This window comes from Catenuloplanes atrovinosus, from assembly GCF_031458235.1.
In the GTDB taxonomy this organism is placed as follows: Bacteria; Actinomycetota; Actinomycetes; order Mycobacteriales; family Micromonosporaceae; genus Catenuloplanes; species Catenuloplanes atrovinosus.
Genome location: NZ_JAVDYB010000001.1, coordinates 1,241,772 through 1,261,781 on the forward strand (window position 1 = coordinate 1,241,772; position 20,010 = coordinate 1,261,781).

At 73.1% G+C, this 20,010-nt stretch carries 1 protein-coding gene (cut by both window edges); it reads left to right on the plus strand.

All 20,010 nt of this window come from inside a single coding sequence — locus J2S41_RS05300, WXG100-like domain-containing protein (RefSeq protein WP_445343917.1), on the plus strand. Of the gene's 43,914 coding nucleotides, 13,901 precede the window and 10,003 follow it; the stretch shown corresponds to coding positions 13,902-33,911 — codons 4,634 (partial) to 11,304 (partial); the first codon wholly inside the window starts at position 2. Both the start codon and the stop codon lie outside the window.

Below are 20,010 nucleotides of genomic sequence, written 5' to 3' on the forward strand. Positions count from 1 at the left end.
CGGCCGCCCCGCCGGACCGGGCCGGCCGGTCACCGACCCGAACGCGCTGCACGACTTCACCACCGTGCTCAACTCGGTGGACACGCAGGGCGTGCTGGACAAGCTGAACACGTCGCTGCGCGACGCGGGCGTGCCGGCCACCACGCGCGCCGACATCCTCTTCGAGATCGAGAAGGAGTTCCTGAACCAGAAGTCGGTCAAGCAGCGCAACCGCTGGTTCCTCTCGGACAGCCTCTCGTCGTCCCGGATGGCGACCAAGGGGGCCTGGTTCGAGACCAAGCGGCTGGTCCCGAAGGGATTCGCCGGTCACATCCTGATCGGCGCGCGGCCGAGCCGGATGGACTACGTGGACACCACGGACGTACCGGCGATGCTCCGCGAGGACATCGCGGAGACGTTCACCGCGCACGTCGGCGGCTCGAAGGAGACGAGCACCTCGATCACGTTCGGCTGGGACCCGTCCGCGCCGGTCAAGTCGCACGCGTCCGCGCCCGAGGTGACCGTCAAGGTCGGCTCCGGGACCGGGCGCGGCGAGTCCGCGTCCGGGCAGGGCCAGGCGAAGGGGGCGATCGCGCGCACCGACTACCTCACCCGGTACCGCAGCGCGCTCACCGTGGACGTCACCGTGGTCTCCGACGACTACGGAACGATCACCACGCAGGCCACCACGCCGGGCGAGATCGGCGTGCTGGACGCGGACCGGGCGGACTTCGAGGCGCGCGTCCTCGGCGACCCCACCACGCCGGAGACCACGCCGGCGCCGAAGGGCTCGCCGCTGCCGCGCGTGTTCAGCCACCGGGCCGACGTGCTGGCCCACCTGAACGCGGGCGAGCGGATCGCGATCATCCCGCCGAAGTACCTCTCCGGCCTGGCGCGGCTGCGCTGGCGGTCGGTGCTCGCGCACGAGAACGCGGTCCTCGCCACCCGGGAGGACCTGAACCAATACCAGACCCCCGGCTTCGGTACGTACCGGGTGGACGCGCTCGGCCGGCTGGTGCGCGTGATGCCGCGCGGCATCGCCAACACCTACACGGCCGACACCCCGGAGACCACCGCCGGTACGCCGGCCCCGGAGCCGGGCACCACCAGCACCGAGCCGGAGACCGTCACCACGGAGCCGGCGCAGACCGGGGAGACGACCGTCACCACCGAGCCGGTGGGGACCGAGTCGCGGGCCGTTGTGCTGGCCGGGTCCGGTGCCGGCATCGTGGTGGAGACGCCGCCCACCGGGCCGGACCCGGTGGCGGCCCGCGAGCCGCTGTCGCTCCACAAGGGAATCGGCACCGGCGGCGGCGTGTTCGAGCGCACCGGCGCGGAGCAGGTGCTGCCGACCGTCCACCGGCTCATCGACGGCCGGATCGAGGCGCTCGGCATCAAGGCCGAGACGGACGGCGCGCTCAGGTCGCGTACCGACCGGGCGCTGCGGGAGAAGTACGGCGCGCCCGGCGCCCGCGGCGCGATGCGCGGCGGCATCGGCGGTGGCGCGCTCTCCCACCGGATCCAGATCGGCGAATACGTCATCACCACCCGGGTCGGCGCGAAGATGCTGCCGCTGAAGTCCTACACGGACCTCGGTGGCACGCCGGGCCCGCGGCCGGTCCCGAAGGGGATGCGCAAGCGCATCGAGAAGTACGGCATGACCGTCGACACGCAGACCAAGGGCACCCGCCAGGTCGACGTCATGAAGGACCGGCACCGCAAGGTCGGCGCCAAGGGCCGCGCCACGTTCCGGCTGCGCGCCCACAAGGTGGTGAACTTCCAGGTCACGCCGGGCATGGTCGGGTACCAGTTCAGCCGCCATCACAAGATCGTCGCGACCTCGGCGATCAAGGGCTACCGGCGTACCAAGGCCTCCGGCGGCACGCGGCGCTTCACGTACCCGATGGTCTACACGGTCTCGGTGGTGGCCCGGCGCGGCGACTTCGGCCCGGTGCTCAGCGCGGCCGTGGAGACGATCACCGGCGACAACGTCACGTCCACGGTCGCGGTGCCGCACTCGCTGCTGCGCCCGGTGGACCTGCCGCTCAGCACCGCGGACTCGATCGGCAAGATCACCCAGGGCGACGACCTGTCCTCGGTGCTGCGCGAGGACGACACCGTGCTGCCGCTGCACGAGGAGGGCCTCAACGGCATCCCGCTCACGCTGCTGCGCACGGACGCGCTGGTCAAGGCCGCGGCCGAGCTGCCGGCCAAGCTGGACCGCAAGCTCGCCGACGAGGCCGCCTACCGGGACGCGCACCCGAACAAGCTGCGCAAGGCCCCGCCGCCCGGCCGGACCCCGGCTCCGGAGACCGCCGAGACGGCACCGGACGCCGAGACGCCCGGCACCACGAGCGAGGCGGTGCCGGAGACGACCGACGAGACCGGCATCGCCGAGACCGTGCCGACCGACTTCGACGGCCTGGTCGACGTGCTCAACGACTTCGTCACCACCGCGCTGATCGCGCCGCCCACCGAGCACCAGGAGCGCAGCACCCGGCCCACGTTCCTGGAGTCCTCCGGCCCGTTCCTGGTCAGCGAGGACGGCCTGCCGATCCCGCTGCCCGACCTGCCCAACGGCCACCAGCACGCGCTCACGGTCAAGCTCCGCACGGTCAACGCGAGGCACGAGAACGCGCTCGGCACGTCGGTGCACGAGAACTACGCCGAGTCCGACATCAAGCTCAACAAGACGGACGGGCACACGAACGAGTTCGAGGCCGGCGCCATGGTCGGCCTGCTCTTCCCGGCCGCGAAGGCGGACGCGCACGCGCACAGCGCGACGACCGACCACACCGAGCCCGGACACGACACCCCCGACACCTCGCACGCGGTCACCGACAACCTGGTGATCCTCGCGGTCAAGGGCGGTGGCTCCACGCCGGGCACCACCGGCACCGGCGGCACGCTCGGCGAGGCGGCCGGCCGCGGCGAGGACCACTCCGGCGCCGTGATGGGACCGCGGTACCCGGGCCCGGCGGCCGGTGTCACCGGCATGGTCGCCCGCGGCCACGACACCGGCGCGATGAGCGGTAGCATCGCGCTGAACCTGGGTACCTACCAGGACACCGGCAACCAGTACCGGTCGGACGCGGTCTACGAGATCACCTACGACCGCTGGACGTACTCGCGCCGCGGCGAGTTCCGCAAGCTCGGCACCGTGACCACGTTCGTCCGCGCGGACGGCAGCGCCGAACTGTCCATGCCGCACCAGCGCGCGCTCCAGCTCGGCCTGACTCCGCCGGAGCCGGCCGACGACGCGCCGAAGCCGCACACGCCGGACCCGGCCGACCCGAACCTGGACGTCATCGACCCGGACCTCGCGACCGGCGTCGCCTACATCGAGGGCGTCAAGGCCAAGGACGTGCTCACCACCGTCAAGCGGATGATGGTTGACGCGAACCTGGTCACGGCGGACGAGCTGGAGGTCGGCTCGACGCTCAAGGCCGGCCTGCAGGCGCACTTCTCCGACGTCGCGCTCGGCGCCAAGAGCCCGTCCGTGGACGCGAGCGGCATCCGCTACATCCACCCGAAGAGCGCCGGGTTCGGCCGGATGCGGTACATCGGCGTCAAGGTCACCCAGACCGTCGACGGGCGGACGCACACGCAGTCCCGGCCGGACGTCAAGATCACCACCGGTGGCCAGTCGCTCGACGTCACGAAGGACTCCCACCACGAGGGCACCGCCATCGCGGGCACCGCCGCGGTCGGCGGGCGCTGGGCCGACGAGGACGCCAACCGGGTGTCGCTGGCGCTCGGGTACCGCGGCGAGCGGGGCGGCGCCCAGGTCACCAGCGAGGTCGGCACCGACCGGGACATCCGCCGCGCCACCGCGAAGGACGCGGTCGCGCAGGAGTTCGACCAGAACCTCGGCTACACGATCGAGCTGTTCAGCGTCACCGACTCGCCGGAGATCCTCCGCCTGCTCGGCCGCACCGCGGAATCGCCGCTGCTGGCCGCGAACTTCTTCACCGGGCAGCGGATGTCCAGCGCGTGGCCGCGGCTGTTCGGCCCGAACCAGAAGCCGATCGCCACCTCGACGGACGTCAAGGGCACCTCGCGCGCGATCGTGCCGAGCCACCTGACCACGTACCGGCCGTCCGAGCCGCACCTGGCCGCGCTCGCGCCGCCGGCACCGGCGCCCGCGCCGCTGGAGATCACGGCGGAGCCGCGCTTCATCAAGCCGCCGGCCGTCTCCGACTTCGACGCCAAGCTGGCGAACGTGGTGCACGCGCTCAAGCTGCCGCACATCGGCGACCTGGCCGGCTGGACGCTCACGGTGTCGGAGAACCGGTGGAGCCCGACGACCGAGCAGCGCAACCACATCGGCGGCGCCACCATCCCGCCGACCGCGCCGCCGGCCAGCCGCAAGGCCGACCCACTGGGCATCGACGGGTATGCACGGCAGCAGGCCCTGGAGCACGAGAACGCGCGGCACCGGATCAAGGCGCTGCTCACCCGTACCTTCGAGGTCGAGGGCCTGAACGGCAAGCCGGTCAAGGTCCACGTCACGCTGACCAACGGCCGCTGGCTGACCCGCGGCGAGGCCAACACGCTCAACTTCCCGGAGACCTCGAAGGAGGAGGAGAGCGAGTTCGAGCGCATCCGCCGCAGCGAGCTGGAGTGGTCGCAGCGGCAGGGCGGCGAGTTCGCGGAGCCGGTGCTCGGCAGCGAGGAGACGCCGCTGTTCGACGCGTCGGCCGACGCGGTCGGCGCGCGTGAGCGGGAGGACGTGGGCGCGACCTCATCCGCCGGGTACGTCGAGGTCAACAAGATCCGCGAGGGCGACTTCGACTACTACGTCTTCGACGCCACCTGGACCCAGGAGGGCGACAACGACTTCCGGATCAAGGCCAAGGACCAGCGCGGCTTCATCGGCATGATGCCGAAGGAGTGGGCCAACGCGCTGGCCGACGACCACCCGGACCGGATCGGCCGCCCGCCGGCGGACGTCGCGACGCTGGCCCAGGACTGGAAGACGGACGACGGCGGGTTCGACCCGTCCCGCGCGCCGCTCACCTGGCCCGAGGGCGACACGCCGAAGCTGTTCGCGGACGCCCCCACGGACCCGCGCCCGACCGCCACCGAACCGCAGGCGCTGACCGTCGCGAAGGCCGCGGCCACGTCGCTCGGCCGGCCGGTCGACCTGGTGCTGCGCCAGCCCGGCGGCCGGCTCGGCACGCAGCGCGTGGACACCGACACCAGATGGCTGGCGATGGGCAGCCCCACGCTGGACAAGGCCGCGGCGGAGGTGGTCAAGGACGGGAACGCGCTGACCTCCCGCAGCGGCGCCGACCCGACGATCACCGAGGGCATGGCGCGGGCCCGGGCGCTGCTCGGCCGCCTCTACCCGGGCGGGCCGCTGCCGCACGCGGTACGCCCACCGCGCACCCGCGACGACTCCGGCATCGGCCGCGGCCCGAGCGCGGACGTGGAGGGCTTCGCACCGGTCGGCTCGCGGCAGTCCGTCGAGGTCGAGGTGGAGAAGCTCGGGCCGGGCGCGTCCGCGGTCGTCACGGTGCAGCAGCCCGGCCGCGACGCCGGACGCGTCTACCTGGTCCACCGCACCCCGGACGCGGGCGTGCGCTGGCAGAACCTGAGCGACCCGCCGGCCACCCGGTCCACCGCTGCGCGGCCCCCGGCCGAGTCGTTCGTGTCCGCCCGCGCGCTGCTGATCGACCCGAACGGCGTCTCCCGGCCGGGCGACTTCGAGCCGCCGTCACTGGACGTGCGCGCCCTCACCGACCTGCCGATGAGCAGCCGGCCGGTGGACGCGGACCTCACCGCGCCGCGGGCGCGCTCCACCGAGCCGGAGCCCCGCCGCGACGGTACGGACGTCACGCGCCCGCGGACGGAGCCCGAGCCCCGGGAGACCACCGACCCTGAGGTCCAGGAGACCCGCGACCCGCAAACCCCGGAGCCGACCCGCGAGCCCGAGGACGAGGGCCGGAGCCGGAACACGGAGTCCGAGGACGAGTCGCAGAATTCCGAGCCTGCGGATGAGTCCCGGGATTCGGATTCTGAGGATGAGTCCCGGGGCTCCGAGCCTGAGGACGAGTCCCGGGATTCGGATTCTGAGGATGAGTCCCGGGGCTCCGAGCCTGAGGACGAGTCCCGGGATTCGGATTCTGAGGATGAGTCCCGGGGCTCCGAGCCTGAGGACGAGTCGCAGGACTCCGGGCCCGAGGAGGAAGTCCGGTACGCGGAGTCCGAGAACGAGAGCCAGGAGCCGGAGCAGGAGCCGGAGCAGGAGCAGGAGCAGGAGCAGGAGCCGGAGGGTGGCCGGACCGAGGGGGCGCCGCCCGCGCCCGTGCTCGACAAGCCCTGGTACCTCGGGGTCGGCGCGCTCGGCCAGGCCAACGTGGTTACGGCCGGCATCCGCCCGGGCGACACCTCCGCCCAGCGCATCCAGACGATGGCGCGCGGCTACGCCGACGACCTGTTCCCGGCCGACTCGGACACCGCTGTGCAGGACGCCGCCATCCACGACCTGGTCAGCGACAAGATCGTCGATCTGCTGACCGCGCCCGCGCCGCAGGAGGGCCGGACCGACGCGAAGACGGACGCGTTCCTGGAGAAGTGGGACGACGCGCTCTACCAGGGCGTGCACGGCGTGGCGAACGGCAGGCTGGTCCGGGTGCTGCCGGTCCTGCAGGCGTTCACGCCCGCCGAGACCCCGGAGGGCCCGCGCTCGTACAAGGTGAACTTCGGCTCGACCACGTCCAAGAGCGAGAAGAAGACCGGCACCGGCGCGGGCAACGAGACCGCGCTGGACGGCTCGATCGGCGGCCTCGGCTGGCGGGTCGCGCGGCTGATCATGCACCTGCCGGAGATCGGCACCACCAGCGGCATCAGCAGGTCCGAGGCGGCCGAGCGGCGCCTGGTGGCCGGCCGGCAGATGTTCATCGAGAACTCGCAGCCGTTCGAGGTCCGGCTCGGCTTCGAGGTCTACGTGGACGGCGAGCTGCGTGGCACCAGCACGCCGGGCCGCGCGGACGCTGCCACGGCCACGGTCGCGTTCCCGAAGGAGTACACGGACCCGGCCAACGGCACGGACGCGCCGCCCGCGGACGCGACCACCGAGCGGGCCGGTCCCGCGGGGCCGGAGCCGACGCCGGCCGATCAGCGGCGCCCGCACCGCGCGCACACGGTGCTGAACGCGTTCGCCACCAAGAATCTGATCGCCGCGTGGGAGAAGGCGCTGGTCGCGAAGCTGGGCGCGGAGAAGGCGCTGCCGTACGTCCAGCAGGGGGTGAAGCAGTTCCTGAACGAGCGTGCGGTGATCAACCGCAACCGGTTGCTGTTCACCACCGGCGACCGGGAGGGCGGCCTCACCGGCGACGAGGGCACCATGCAGCTCGACCTGTCCGTGAAGCTGGGCACGCTGCAGTTCCTCGGCACCGCGCCGGGCATCGCGGTCCGCGACGACATGGGCGTGGTCTCCACCGAGTCGAAGAGCACGGAGGGCGCGAGCGGTGTCTCCGCGGACCATCAGCTCTTCGGCTACAACCTGACCGCGCAGCCGAAGCCGCCGAAGGGCGTACCGGACGAGCGGTTGAAGGGCATCTTCGGCGGCGGCGTGGAGATCTCGTCCACCCGCGAGTCCGGCTCCGAGCTGGCGATCGACGCGTCGAACCACACCATGCTCAAGCGCAAGGAGGATCAGGCCCGGTACAAGCTGACGATCAGCGGGCAGTTGCTCACCTCCGGTGTCAAGGGCGTTCCGCCGGTGACCACGGACGACTTGACCATCGAGTTCGGTGTGCCGGTGTCGGAGCGGGCGGATTTCGAGCAGTCGCTGATCGGGACCACCGCGGAGCCGGGCCGGCGTTACGACGTGGACGCGCCGCCGGTGGAGCCGGTCACCGAGCCGGTCACGTCGGTGGAGGCGGACCGCCGGCTCGGCGCGCCGCGGCAGAGCGCGCCGCAGGCCCGCCGCCCGTACCACCAGGTGCCGCACGAGACCGAGCCGCTGCAGCTGGCGTCGAGGCGCGGTCTGGGCGCGGGCGTGGTGGTGGGCCTGCCCGGCTCCGAGGCGGTCATGCCGACGATCGTCACGGCGCTGCAGAAGCTGTCCGGCAAGCCGGACATCGGCAACGCGGCCACCACGGTGGTGAAGACGAACAACGGCCGCGCCGCGATGGAGGCCGACTACGGCCGCGTGGAGGCCGGCCAGCCGTACACCGTGGAGATCGACGGCCAGGAGTACGACGTGGCCGTGGTCGCGCACACCGGCCGGCGGCGCGCGAACAACGACTACAGCATGGACGTCAACCACCGCGCGGTGATCGGCGCCACCACCGAGGGGTCGCTCGGCAGCGAGACCGAGATCAAGGGCAAGGTGGCCGGCGGCCTGGTGGTGCCGCTGCCGTCCGGCGTCAAGATGCAGCTCCCGCGCGTGCAGGTCGAGGGCGCGCGCTCGGTGTCCGAGGGCACCACCTACAAGGACACGGTCAAGCACTACCGGCGCACCGAGACCACGGACAAGGTCACCGAGTACACCTACGACGTCACCTACGAGGTCGTGGTCCGCAAGAAGGGCCAGGATCGGGAGACGTACCTGGTCGGCAAGCCGGACCACACGGTGAACCAGGTGGCGGTGCCGCACGAGCACCTGCCGTCGACGCCGGTCACCTCGACGGAGCGGATCGACGCCGGTTCCGCCACGATCACCCGGAAGCCGCCGGCGTCCTGGACGAACGGGCGGCACGTGCCGTTCGACTCCAAGGGCGCCTCCGGTACGTACCCCTTCTTCATGACCATGCCCTCGGTGGTGGCCGCGGCCGCGCGCGCCTACCGGGACCTGAACCACCTCAGCACCACGTGGTACAGCGAGTGGCTGAACTGGCCCAAGCCGATCTTCAAGGCCGGCATCCCGTCCGAGCTGGGCGCGCACTTCGCGGAGCAGACCAGCGAGAACGGCTGGACCATCCCGCTGCCGGACCAGGACGGCTGGCACCAGGCGATGGTGGTCCGCACCCGGTTCGTCGAGCCGGAGCACCAGGGCAAGGGCACCGGCACGGAGATCGAGCACTACGTGCAGTCCGCGCTCAGCCAGGACCGGGAGCGCAAGGTCGAGTACGGCGCCGAGGCGGGCGTCGGCGTCGGGGTGGTGGCGCCGGTCAGCAAGGGCGGCGAGCAGGCCGCGAAGAACGGCACCGAGCCGGGCACCCAGGACGGCGGCCTCCAGCGCCGCGCGATCATCGGCGGCCCGACCGGTCAGACCGAGTCCGACTCGGACCGCATCGCGATCGGCTTCGCGGGCGGCGCCGGGAAGTCGACCGCGGAGGCCACGCCGACCGGCAAGGGCAACATCGACATCACCCGGGCCACGTACAACGACACGGTCCACTCGTACCGGGGCACGCCGGTCTTCGAGGTCACCATGGTGCGCTGGCGCGAGGCCGGCGTGCAGACCACGAACGGCGTGCCCACGTACGTGACCGAGGCTGTGGAGTCGCAGACGCGGTATGTCGAGGTCAAGCACGGTGCGGATTTCATCACTCCGGATCGGATCGCGGAGGATCTGGGGCTGCCGGAGGCGGTCAAGGAGGGTGCGTCCGAGCCGACGTTGACCCGGCAGATCGTGGATCCGGCGCTGACCCGGGCGGCCGGTCATCCGGAGCGGGTCACGGCGCCGGACGTGCTGCCGAAGATCGTGGAGGCGTTGCGGGCCAAGGGTCTGCTGCCGCCGCCGGACGCGAACGGCCGGCCGGTGCCGACCCCGCTGCAACGCGCGCTGGAGACCCGGTTCGCGGACTGGGCGCTGGAGTCGCAGTACTTCCCGCTGACCGGCGAGGGCGTGCTGGCCTGGGTCCCGATCGTCACGCCCTACGGGAACACGAAGTATCTGGCGATCCAGGTCAACGCGACCGAGGGCACGCCGACCTCCAGCCGGGACCGGGACGAGGCCGGGCTGACGCTGCGCGGCGAGGGCCACGACGCGCGCAGCCACGAGCACGAGAGCTCGACGACCGGCTTCTTCGGCGGCAAGTTCCGCGGCCGGGCCGGGGTCGGCGACGGTGACCTCGGCGGCCAGGCGCAGGGCGGCCGCGAGTGGGAGAGCTCGCACTCGCGCGGCATCGGCGAGACCGTCAAGAACATCTTCCGGGTCGGCCCGAAGAAGTCCGTCGAGCTCAACCAGCCGCTCCAGTTCGAGATCAACATCGGCCTGACGAACGAGAAGCCGGAAGCGTTCCGGGTGGTCTCCTCGGCGATCCGGGAGTCGCTGTTCACGGTCACCAACGACCACCCGCTGGCCCGCCAGCTCTGGTACAGCCCGAAGCTGCGGTTCATCAACTGGGACTGGACGATGACGCCGCGGGCCGAGGACGGCTCGGCCCGCATGCTCGTACCCCGGTACCTGACGCTGCCGGTCGACGGGCAGGGCGACTGGCAGCGCGCGACGCACGAGTCCACGCCCGCGCGCGACCCGCGCTGGGCGCCCCGGCCGCCGGACCCGCCGACCGGGGACCGCATGCCGGCCGGCGTGCCGGACCTCAACCGCGAACTGTTCCGCGACAAGACGGTGCACCCGTTCACGCTGCTGCCGATCGCGAAGGCGCTGAGCAAGTGGGCGCCGTTGGTCAGCCAGTCGCCGCGCTGGCGGCCGACCACGGAGCAGTTGACCCAGGACGGCGTGCACGAGGTGCCGGGCAAGGGCCGGTTCAGCGACTTCGAGCGGGAGATCCGCCGCGAGGGCAGCGACTCCATGCAGCGCCCTCGCCTGGATCAGTTGCTGCGGCACGACTTCACCATCCCGGGTACGGACCTGCGGGCCGGCATCAAGGTCCGCGGCGGCCACTACTACCGGATGCCGGCGCCGCCGGAGACCGCGCCGGACGGGACCGCGACCGGCGACGGCGGCACGCCGCAGGACACGGTCCGGCCGCTGACCGAGTCGCACAAGGGCCGCGGCTACCAGCAGGCCGCGACCGCGCCCACGCACGAGTCGTCGACCAGCGTGGAGACCGAACTGTCCGCCGGCTTCCTGGGCCGCGGCAAGATCGGCGAGGAGAGCAAGCTCGGCAGCGGCTTCTCGCCCGGCATGGCGTGGTCCAGCGAGTCCGCGTTCGAGGCGGCCAGCAGCGCGGTCTCGGAGCGCAACTCGGAGGCACGACGAAACTACTTCCTCTACAAGTACGACGTCACGCTGGTCATCTACGGGCCCAAGGGCGAGGTGCTGGAGGTCGACCTCGACGACGCGATGCACCTGATCAGCGGCGAGCGGCCGAACCCGCCCGCGGACCCGACGCCGCCGCCGGACCGTACCGTGCCGGCGCCGCTGTCCGCGCGGGCCGCGTCCGTGCGGAACCAGGCGCTCGGCGAGGACGCGGAGTCGATCGAGCTGGACCGGCTCTCCACCGACGGCGTGACGATCGCGCCGGCCGGCACGTCCGAACTGGACGTGGACGGCCCGACGCCGCTACCGGAGCGGGTCGTGCCGGCGGAGGTGACCGTGCCGCGGCCGCGCACGCCGGAGTCGGACACCGCCGCGCGGGACGCCCGGATGCTGCTCAACGGCCGGCCGGACGGTGAGCGGCCGGACGGCGAACTGCTCGAACTGCGCGACCTGCCGGCGAACCGCACCGGCTCGGGCGCGGATGCCGCGCCGTTCGAGGGCGAGCTGCGCGACCTGCCGCGCGAGCGACTCTCCCCGCCGTCGAGCCGATCCTCGTCCGGCGTCTCCACGCCCGCGGACGTCGAGCCGCAGGAGCTCGTGGCGCAGCCGGAGACCGGGTCGCCGCAGACCCGCGACCCGTCGACGGCACAGGAGCCCCGGGACCCGGCCGAGCCGGAGGAGACCCGGGCGCCGGCCGAGCCGGAGGAGACCCGCGACCCGGCCGAGCCGGAGGAGACCCGCGACCCGGCCGAGTCGGAGGAGACCCGGCAGCCGGAGACCCAGGAACCGGAGGAGACGCGGGAGCCGGAGACCCGGGAGCCGGAGATTCCGGCGTCCGCGCCGGAGACGCCGGAGACGCCGCGGGAGCCGACCGGCCCCTGGTTCCTCCGCGTCGGCGCGCTCGGCCAGACCAACGTGCTCAAGGCCGGCGTCCAGGCCGACCAGGACCCGGCCGCGGTCACCGGCACGTCGTCGGAGCAGCGGATCGCGGAGCTGGCCCGCAGCTACGCCGACGACCTGCCCCGGAACGAGTCGCTCACCGCCGCCCAGGACGCGGAGATCCGCAACCTGGTCAGAGACAAGATCGCCGAGCTGCTGACCGCGCCCGCGCCGCAGGAGGGCCGTACCGACGCGAAGACGGACGCGTTCCTGGAGAAGTGGGACGACGCGCTCTACCAGGGCATCCACGGGGTGGCCGGCGGCAAGCTGGTCTGGCTCCGCCCGATCATGGACTCGTTCACGCCCGCGTCGCAGCCGGACGGCCCGCGCGTGTACAAGGTCAGCTTCGGCTCGACCACCTCGAAGAGCGAGACCAGCCGGGGCAGCGGCGGCGCGAACGAGTCCAGCCTGGACGGGTCGATCGGCGGGCTCGGCTGGCGCGCCGCGCGACTGATCATGCACCTGCCGGAGATCAGCAACACCAGCAGCGTCTCCGAGTCCGAGGCCGCGGAGCGGCGCCTGGTCGCGGGCCGGCAGATGTTCATCGAGAACAACCAGCCGTTCGACGTCAACCTCGGCTTCGAGGTGCTGATCGACGGCGAGCCGCTCGGCCGCACCACGCCGGACGGCACGAACGACCGGCCCGCGCGCGCCACCGCCACGGTCACGTTCCCGAAGGAGTACACCGACCCGGCCAACGGCACGGACACGCTCACCGACCGGGCCGGTCCCGCGGGGCCGGAGCCGACGCCGGCCGATCAGCGGCGCCCGCACCGCGCGCACACGGTGCTGAACGCGTTCGCCACCAAGAATCTGATCGCCGCGTGGGAGAAGGCGCTGGTCGCGAAGCTGGGCGCGGAGAAGGCGCTGCCGTACGTCCAGCAGGGGGTGAAGCAGTTCCTGAACGAGCGTGCGGTGATCAACCGCAACCGGTTGCTGTTCACCACCGGCGACCGGGAGGGCGGCCTCACCGGCGACGAGGGCACCATGCGGCTCGACCTCTCGGTCACGCTCGGCGACCTGCAGTTCCTGGGCACGGCCCCGAAGGTCGCGGTCCGCGACGACCTGGGCATCGTCTCGTCCGAGTCGCAGGGCGTCGACGGGTCCAGCGGCGTCTCGGTCAGCACGGAGGTCTTCGGGTACGGCCTGACCTCCGAGGGCAAGCCGCCGGCGGGCACCGAGGACAAGCGCTTCAAGGGCATCTTCGGCGGCGGCCCGGAGTTCAGCTCCACCCGCGAGTCCGGTTCCGAGATCGCGGTCGACGCGTCGAACCACACCGTGCTCAAGCGCAAGGAGGATCAGGCCCGGTACAAGCTGACGATCAGCGGGCAGTTGCTCACCTCCGGTGTCACGGGCGTTCCGCCGGTGACCACGGACGATCTGACCATCGAGTTCGGTGTGCCGGTGTCGGAGCGGACGGATTTCGAGCAGTCGCTGATCGGCACCACCGCGGAGCCGGGCCGGCGCTACGACGTGGACGCGCCGCCGGTGGAGCCGGTCACCGAGCCGGTCACGTCGGTGGAGGCGGAGCGCAAGCTCGGCCCGCAGCGGACGAACGCGCCGCAGGCCCGCCGCCCGTACCGCCAGGACCCGCACGAGACCGAGCCGCTGCAGCTGGCCTCGCGGCGCGGTCTGGGCGCGGGCGTGGTGGTCGGCCTGCCCGGCTCCGAGGCGGTCATGCCGACGATCGTCACGGCGCTGCAGAAGCTGTCCGGCAAGCCGGACATCGGCGACGCCGCCACCACGCTGGTCAAGACGCACAGCGGGCGCCCGGCGATGGAGGCCGACTACGGCCGCGTCGAGGCCGGCCAGCCGTACACCGTGGACATCGACGGCGAGCAGTACGACGTGCTGGTGACCGCGCACACCGGCCGGCGGCGCGCGAACCACGACTACGACATGGACGTCAACCAGCGCGCGGTCTACGGCGGCACCACCGAGGGCGCGCTGGGCACGGAGAACGAGGTCCAGTTCTCGCTCGCCGGCGGCCTGCTCGTCCCGCTGCCGTCCGGCGTCAAGCTCCAGCTCCCGCGCGTGCAGGTCGAGGGCGGGCGCTCGGTCTCCGAGGACACCGCGTACAAGGACTCGGTCAAGCACTACCGGCGCACCGAGACCACCGGCTCGGTGACCGAGTTCGCCTACGACGTCACGTACGAGGTGGCGATCCGGAAGAAGGGGCTGGACCGGGAGACGTACCTGGTCGGCAAGCCGGACCACACGGTGAACCAGGTGGCGGTGCCGCACGAGCACCTGGCGCCGTCGAAGGTCACGCCCGCGCAGCGCGTCGAGGCCGGCGCCACCACGATCACCCGGAAGCCGCCGGCGTCCTGGACCAACGGGCGGCACGTGCCGTTCGACTCCAAGGGCGCCTCCGGTACGTACCCCTTCTTCATGACCATGCCGTCCGTGGTGGCCGCGGCCGCGCGCGCCTACCGGGATCTCAACAAGCTCGGCCGCGCCTGGTACCAGGAGCCGCTGAACTGGCCGCAGGCGATCTGGAAGGCCGGCATCCCATCCGAGCTGGGCGCGCACTTCGCGGAGCAGACCAGCGAGAACGGCTGGACCATCCCGCTGCCGGACCACGACGGCTGGCACCAGGCCGTGGTGGTCCGCACCCGGTTCACCGAGCCGGAGCACCAGGACAAGGGCACCAGCACGGAGATCGAGCACTACGTGCAGTCCGCGCTCAGCCAGGACCGCGAGCGCAAGGTCAAGTGGAGCGCCGGCGGCGCGGCCGGCGTCGGCGTGGTCGCGCCGGTCAGCAAGAGCGGCGAGCAGGCGGCGAAGGGCACGCCGGCCACGCCGAAGGACGGCGGGCTGCACCGCCGGGCCATCATCGGCGGCGCGACCGGCGTGGGGGAGTCGGACGCGGACCGGATCAACATCGGGTTCGCCGGCGGCGGTGGCAAGTCCACCGCCACGGCCACGCCGACCGGCAAGGGCAACATCGACATCACCCGGGCCACCTACAACGACCTGGTCCACTCGTACCGGGGCACGCCGGTCTTCGAGGTGACCACGGTGCGCTGGCGCGACGGCGGCGTGCAGCTCGACGGCCTCACCCCGAAGATCGTGACCGAGGCGGTGGAGTCGCAGACGCGGTATGTCGAGGTCAAGCACGGTGCGGATTTCATCACTCCGGATCGGATCGCGGAGGATCTGGGGCTGCCGGAGGCGGTCAAGGAGGATGCGTCCGAGCCGACGTTGACCCGGCAGATCGTGGATCCGGCGCTGACCCGGGCGGCCGGTCATCCGGAGCGGGTCACGGCGCCGGACGTGCTGCCGAAGATCGTGGAGGCGTTGCGGGCCAAGGGTCTGCTGCCGCCGCCGGACGCGAACGGCCGGCCGGTGCCGACCCCGCTGCAGCGCGCGATCGAGAGCCGGTTCGCGGACTGGGCGCTGGAGTCGCAGTACTTCCCGCTGACCGGCGAGGGCGTGCTGGCCTGGGTCCCGATCGTCACGCCCTACGGGAACACGAAGTATCTGGCTATCCAGGTCAACGCGACCGAGGGCACGCCGACCTCCAGCCGGGACCGGGACGAGGCCGGGCTGACGCTGCGCGGCGAGGGCCACGACGCCAAGGGCCACGACGTCTCGCACTCGTCCAGCGGGTTCTTCGGCGGCAAGTTCCGCGGGCGCGGCGGCGTACCGGGCGGCGACCTGGGCGGGCAGGCCGAGGGCGGGCGCGAATGGGAGAGTTCGCACTCGCGCGGCATGGGCGAGACGGTCAAGGACATCTTCCGGGTCGGTACGAAGAAGTCCGTCGAGCTGAACCAGCCGCTCCAGTTCGAGATCAACATCGGGCTGACCAACGAGAAGCCGGAGATCTTCCGGATGATCTCGTCGACGATCCGGGACTCGCTGTTCACCATCACCAACGACCACCCGCTGGCCCGCAAGCTCTGGTACGACCCGGACCTGCGGTTCATCAAGTGGGACTGGACGGCCACGCCGCACGCGGACGACGGCTCGGCCCGCATGCTGGTGCCGAGGTACCTCACCGTGCCCGTGGACCAGGAGGGCAGCTGGCAGCGCGCCACGCACACGCCGGCCACGGCCCGCCCGCCGCGCTGGGCGCCACGACCCGCCGATCCGCCGCCCGCGCCGCGGATGCCGTCGCACGTGCCGGAGCTGAACGGCACGCTGCTGCGGGACAAGACGGTGCACCCGTGGACGCTGCTGCCGATCGCCAAGGCGCTGAGCAAGTGGGCGCCGCTGGTCAGCCAGCCGCCGCGCTGGCGGCCGACCACGGAGCAGTTGACCCAGGACGGCGTGCACGAGGTGCCGGGCAAGGGCCGGTTCAGCGACTTCGAGCGGGAGATCCGCCGCGAGGGCAGCGACTCCATGCAGCGCCCCCGCCTGGACCAGCTCCTGCGGCACGACTTCACCATCCCGGGTACGGACCTGCGCGCCGGCATCAACGTGCGCGGCGGCCGTTACTACGCGGTGCCGGTGCCGCCGCCGCAGACCACCCCGGACGGGACCGCGCCGGCCGAGGGCACGGCCACGCCGCGGCCGGACTGGCAGCCGCTGACCGAGTCGCACAAGGGCCGCGGCTACCAGCAGGCCGCGACCGCGCCCACGCACGAGTCGTCGAAGAGCGTGAACACGGAGCTGTCGGCCGGCTTCATCGGCCGCGGCAAGGTCGGCGAGGACAGCAAGCTCGGCAGCGGCGTCTCGCCCGGCATGGCGTGGTCCAGCGAGACCGCGTTCGAGGCGGCCAGCAACTCCGTCTCCGAGCGCAACTCGGAGGCGCGGCGCAACTACTTCCTCTACAAGTACGACGTCACGCTGGTCGTCTACGGGCCCAAGGGCGAGGTGCTGGAGGTCGACCTCGACGACGCGATGCTGCTCAGCAGCGGCGAACGGCCGGACCCGCCGGCGGAGGCGACGCCGCCACCGGTCCGTACCGCGCCGCCGCCGGTCCGTACCGCGCCGCCGTCCGCGCGCGCCGCGTCCGTCCGGAACCGGGAACTCGGCGAGGACGCGGACTCGATCGAGCTGGGCCGGCTCTCCACCGACGGCAGCACACCGGACGCCGAGATCGAAGGGCCGCTGCCGGAGCCGCTGCCGCTGCCGGCGCCGGCCCTGGGGCGCTCGCGCTCGCCGGAGCGGGACACCACCGTGCGGGACGACGACACGGACTCGTTCTCCGACGAGGACGATCTGCCGCTGCCCGAGCTGTCCATGCACCTGCGCACCGAGCCGCAGCCGATCCGGATGCAGCCGATCGCGCCGCGGACGCGCACGCCGGAGCGGGACCCGGCCGTCGACGACCTGGCCTCGCTGCTGGACGACGACAGCGACGCGCGCTCCGACAGCGACGACGACGATCTGCCGCTGCCCGAGCTGTCCGCGCAGCCGCCGGCCGAGCTGGAGCCGGTCCGCCCGACGGCTCCGGCGCCGCGCGCGCCGGAGCGCGACCGGGCCGCGGAGGACCTGGCCTCGCTGCTGGACGACGACATCGACACGCGTTCGGACAGCAGCGACGACGACCTGCCGCTGCCCGAGCTGTCCCGGCCCGCGCCGGCCGAGCCCGCGCCGGCCCGCGCCGAGCCCGCACCGGCCCGGCCGGTGCCGGTGGTCGCGGCCGCCGCGTTCCGTGAGGCCCGGCGGCTGTTCACCGGCCTGTTCAGCCGGCCACCGGCGGAGTCCGGCGTCGAACTGGCCGACTTCTCCACCCGGCCGGGGTCGCGCGACGTCGCCGGCGCCACGCCGCCGGACACCTCCACCTGGCGCCCGATCGGCCCGGACCGGTCGCCCGAGCGGATCAGCCGCGGTTTCTCCTGGCTGTCCTCGATGAACCCGGCGCGCGAGCAGGGCGGCGAGGGCCTCACCAACTGCATCCTGGCCTCGATCGCGACCGCGCTGCGACTGCGCGGGCGCGGCGGCCCGTACCAGGCGGTGCCGTCCGTGGTGACGGACGTGGCGGTGCTGGAGAGCTGGGCCGACCGCACGCTGCGTGACGTGACCGCGCCGCCCGGCAGCACCGACCCGTACGCCGGCGTGCTGGCCGCGGCGCAGGACCCGGGCACGATCGGCGTGGTCGTGGTCAACGACGCGGACGGCGACGTCGCGCACGCGTTCACCGTGGTCCACGACGGCGAGGGCATCGTCTTCCTGGACGGCCAGACCGGCGAGCGGGCCAAGGGCCCGCAGGACCCCGCGCGGGTACGGTTCCTCCTGGTCGAGCCCGGCACGCCGCCCCGCACGCCGGAGGTCGCCGGCCGGCTCGGCCTGCACGCGCTGGGCGGCTCCGACGGCACGCTGCTCGGCGCGATCACGACCGGTGCGGACCAACTGCTCGGCGGCCCGAGCGTTCGGTACGACGCGGCCTACGCGCACGCGGTCACGCCGGACGACGCGTCCGCGCCGGAGCGGATCGCGAGCGACCTGGACCTGCGCCTGGTGGTCTTCGACGACGACGGCGTCCACGGGTACGGCGACACCGGCAACCCCGAGATCTACCTGCACCGGTCCACGGTGGACGGACGTACCGTCTTCGTCCCGATGGCGCCGCACGGCACGCCGCACAGCCTGCCCGCCACCCGCCCGGCCACGGAGATCGGTGCCGGCTACGTCACCACCGGCCTGGAGCCGCTGGGCGGCGAGGACCGGGCGCGCGGCGGCGACGTGCTCGCCCGCGCCGCGTCCCGGTTGCTGGCCGAGCACGCGCCGGAGATCGACATCGAGGCCTCCTGGCAGGCCGGCTCGCGGTCGCTGCCGCTGCGGATGACCGGCCACCTCACCATGCACCGACTCGCCGACCGCATGCCGCAGTTGTACGGCCGCGGCCTCACGCTGCGGCCGGCCGGGCGGGCCGCGAACGGCGACCGGGTGGAGCTGGTGATCCGTGCGCGGCGCGGCGGCGACTACGGTGCGCTGCCGTTCACCGGCGAGGGCGCGCAGTACGGCGGCCTGGTCGACGTGGACATCCACCTGCGGCGCATCCCGGCGTCCGGCACCGGCACGCGGACGGTCACCGCCACCGAGCGGCTGTTCGAGCGGGTGCGCCAGACCGCGCCGCCGCCGATCGTCGCGGACCCGGAGCAGCGGTACCCGCTGGAGCGCCCGGTCACGGTCCCGGCCGAGATGTTCCGCGACGGCTCGGTGTCGCTCGGCGCGATCAGCCCCGCGCTCGGCCGGCAGCTCGCGAACGAGATGCGGCCCGCGCCGGCGACCGGCCTGCTCGGCATGGTCGCGGGCCGTGGCGCCCGGGCCGTCCGCCCGGCCGCGCCGATCCCCACCGAGGAACTGCGCCGCGACCTGATCGCGTCGTTCGGGGCCAAGCAATTCGGCACCGGGCGCGACGGCAGCGGCGCGCGGCTGCAGCTCGGCGAGATCACTCCGACCGGCTTCGTCCGCACGCCGGACGGCTACCGGATGGCGCTGCTGGCGGGCGTGCGGGCCGAGGTGACGCCGGAGGGCCGGGGGGTGCGCGACCGCATCGCGTACGTGCCGGACGCGGTCGAGCTGCTGGTCGACCTGCCCGCGGCCGAGCGGCTGCTCGGCGGCCTCGGCGCGGCGGCGCCCGCGCTGGCGCCGTACCAGAGCCCGGACGCGTACCCGGCACCGCGGGCCACGCACGTGGTGCCGTTCCCGGCCGGGATCGACGCGGAGCGCTGGGACCGGGTGCTCGGCGATCCGCTGCTGGACGCGGGCGGCGAGCGCCTCACCGGCCTGGCGGCGCGCTCCGGCGTACCGCTTTCCGACCTGCTGTCGCTGGTGGAGTCGATCGGCCGGGTGCCGGACGACGTCACCGCCACGGCCCGCGAGGCCGGGCTGCGCCGCGACCCGTACCGGCTGCTGCCGCTCGCGGTCACGCTCGGCGTCGACCCGCGCGGCCTGCGCGTGTTCGGCGAGCACCTGCACGACACCACGGACCCGGCCGCGCTGCGCGAGCGGCTCGAACCGTTCGGCGCCCGGACCGAGGACGACCTGTCGCTGCTGGCCGGCATCGCGGCCCGGGC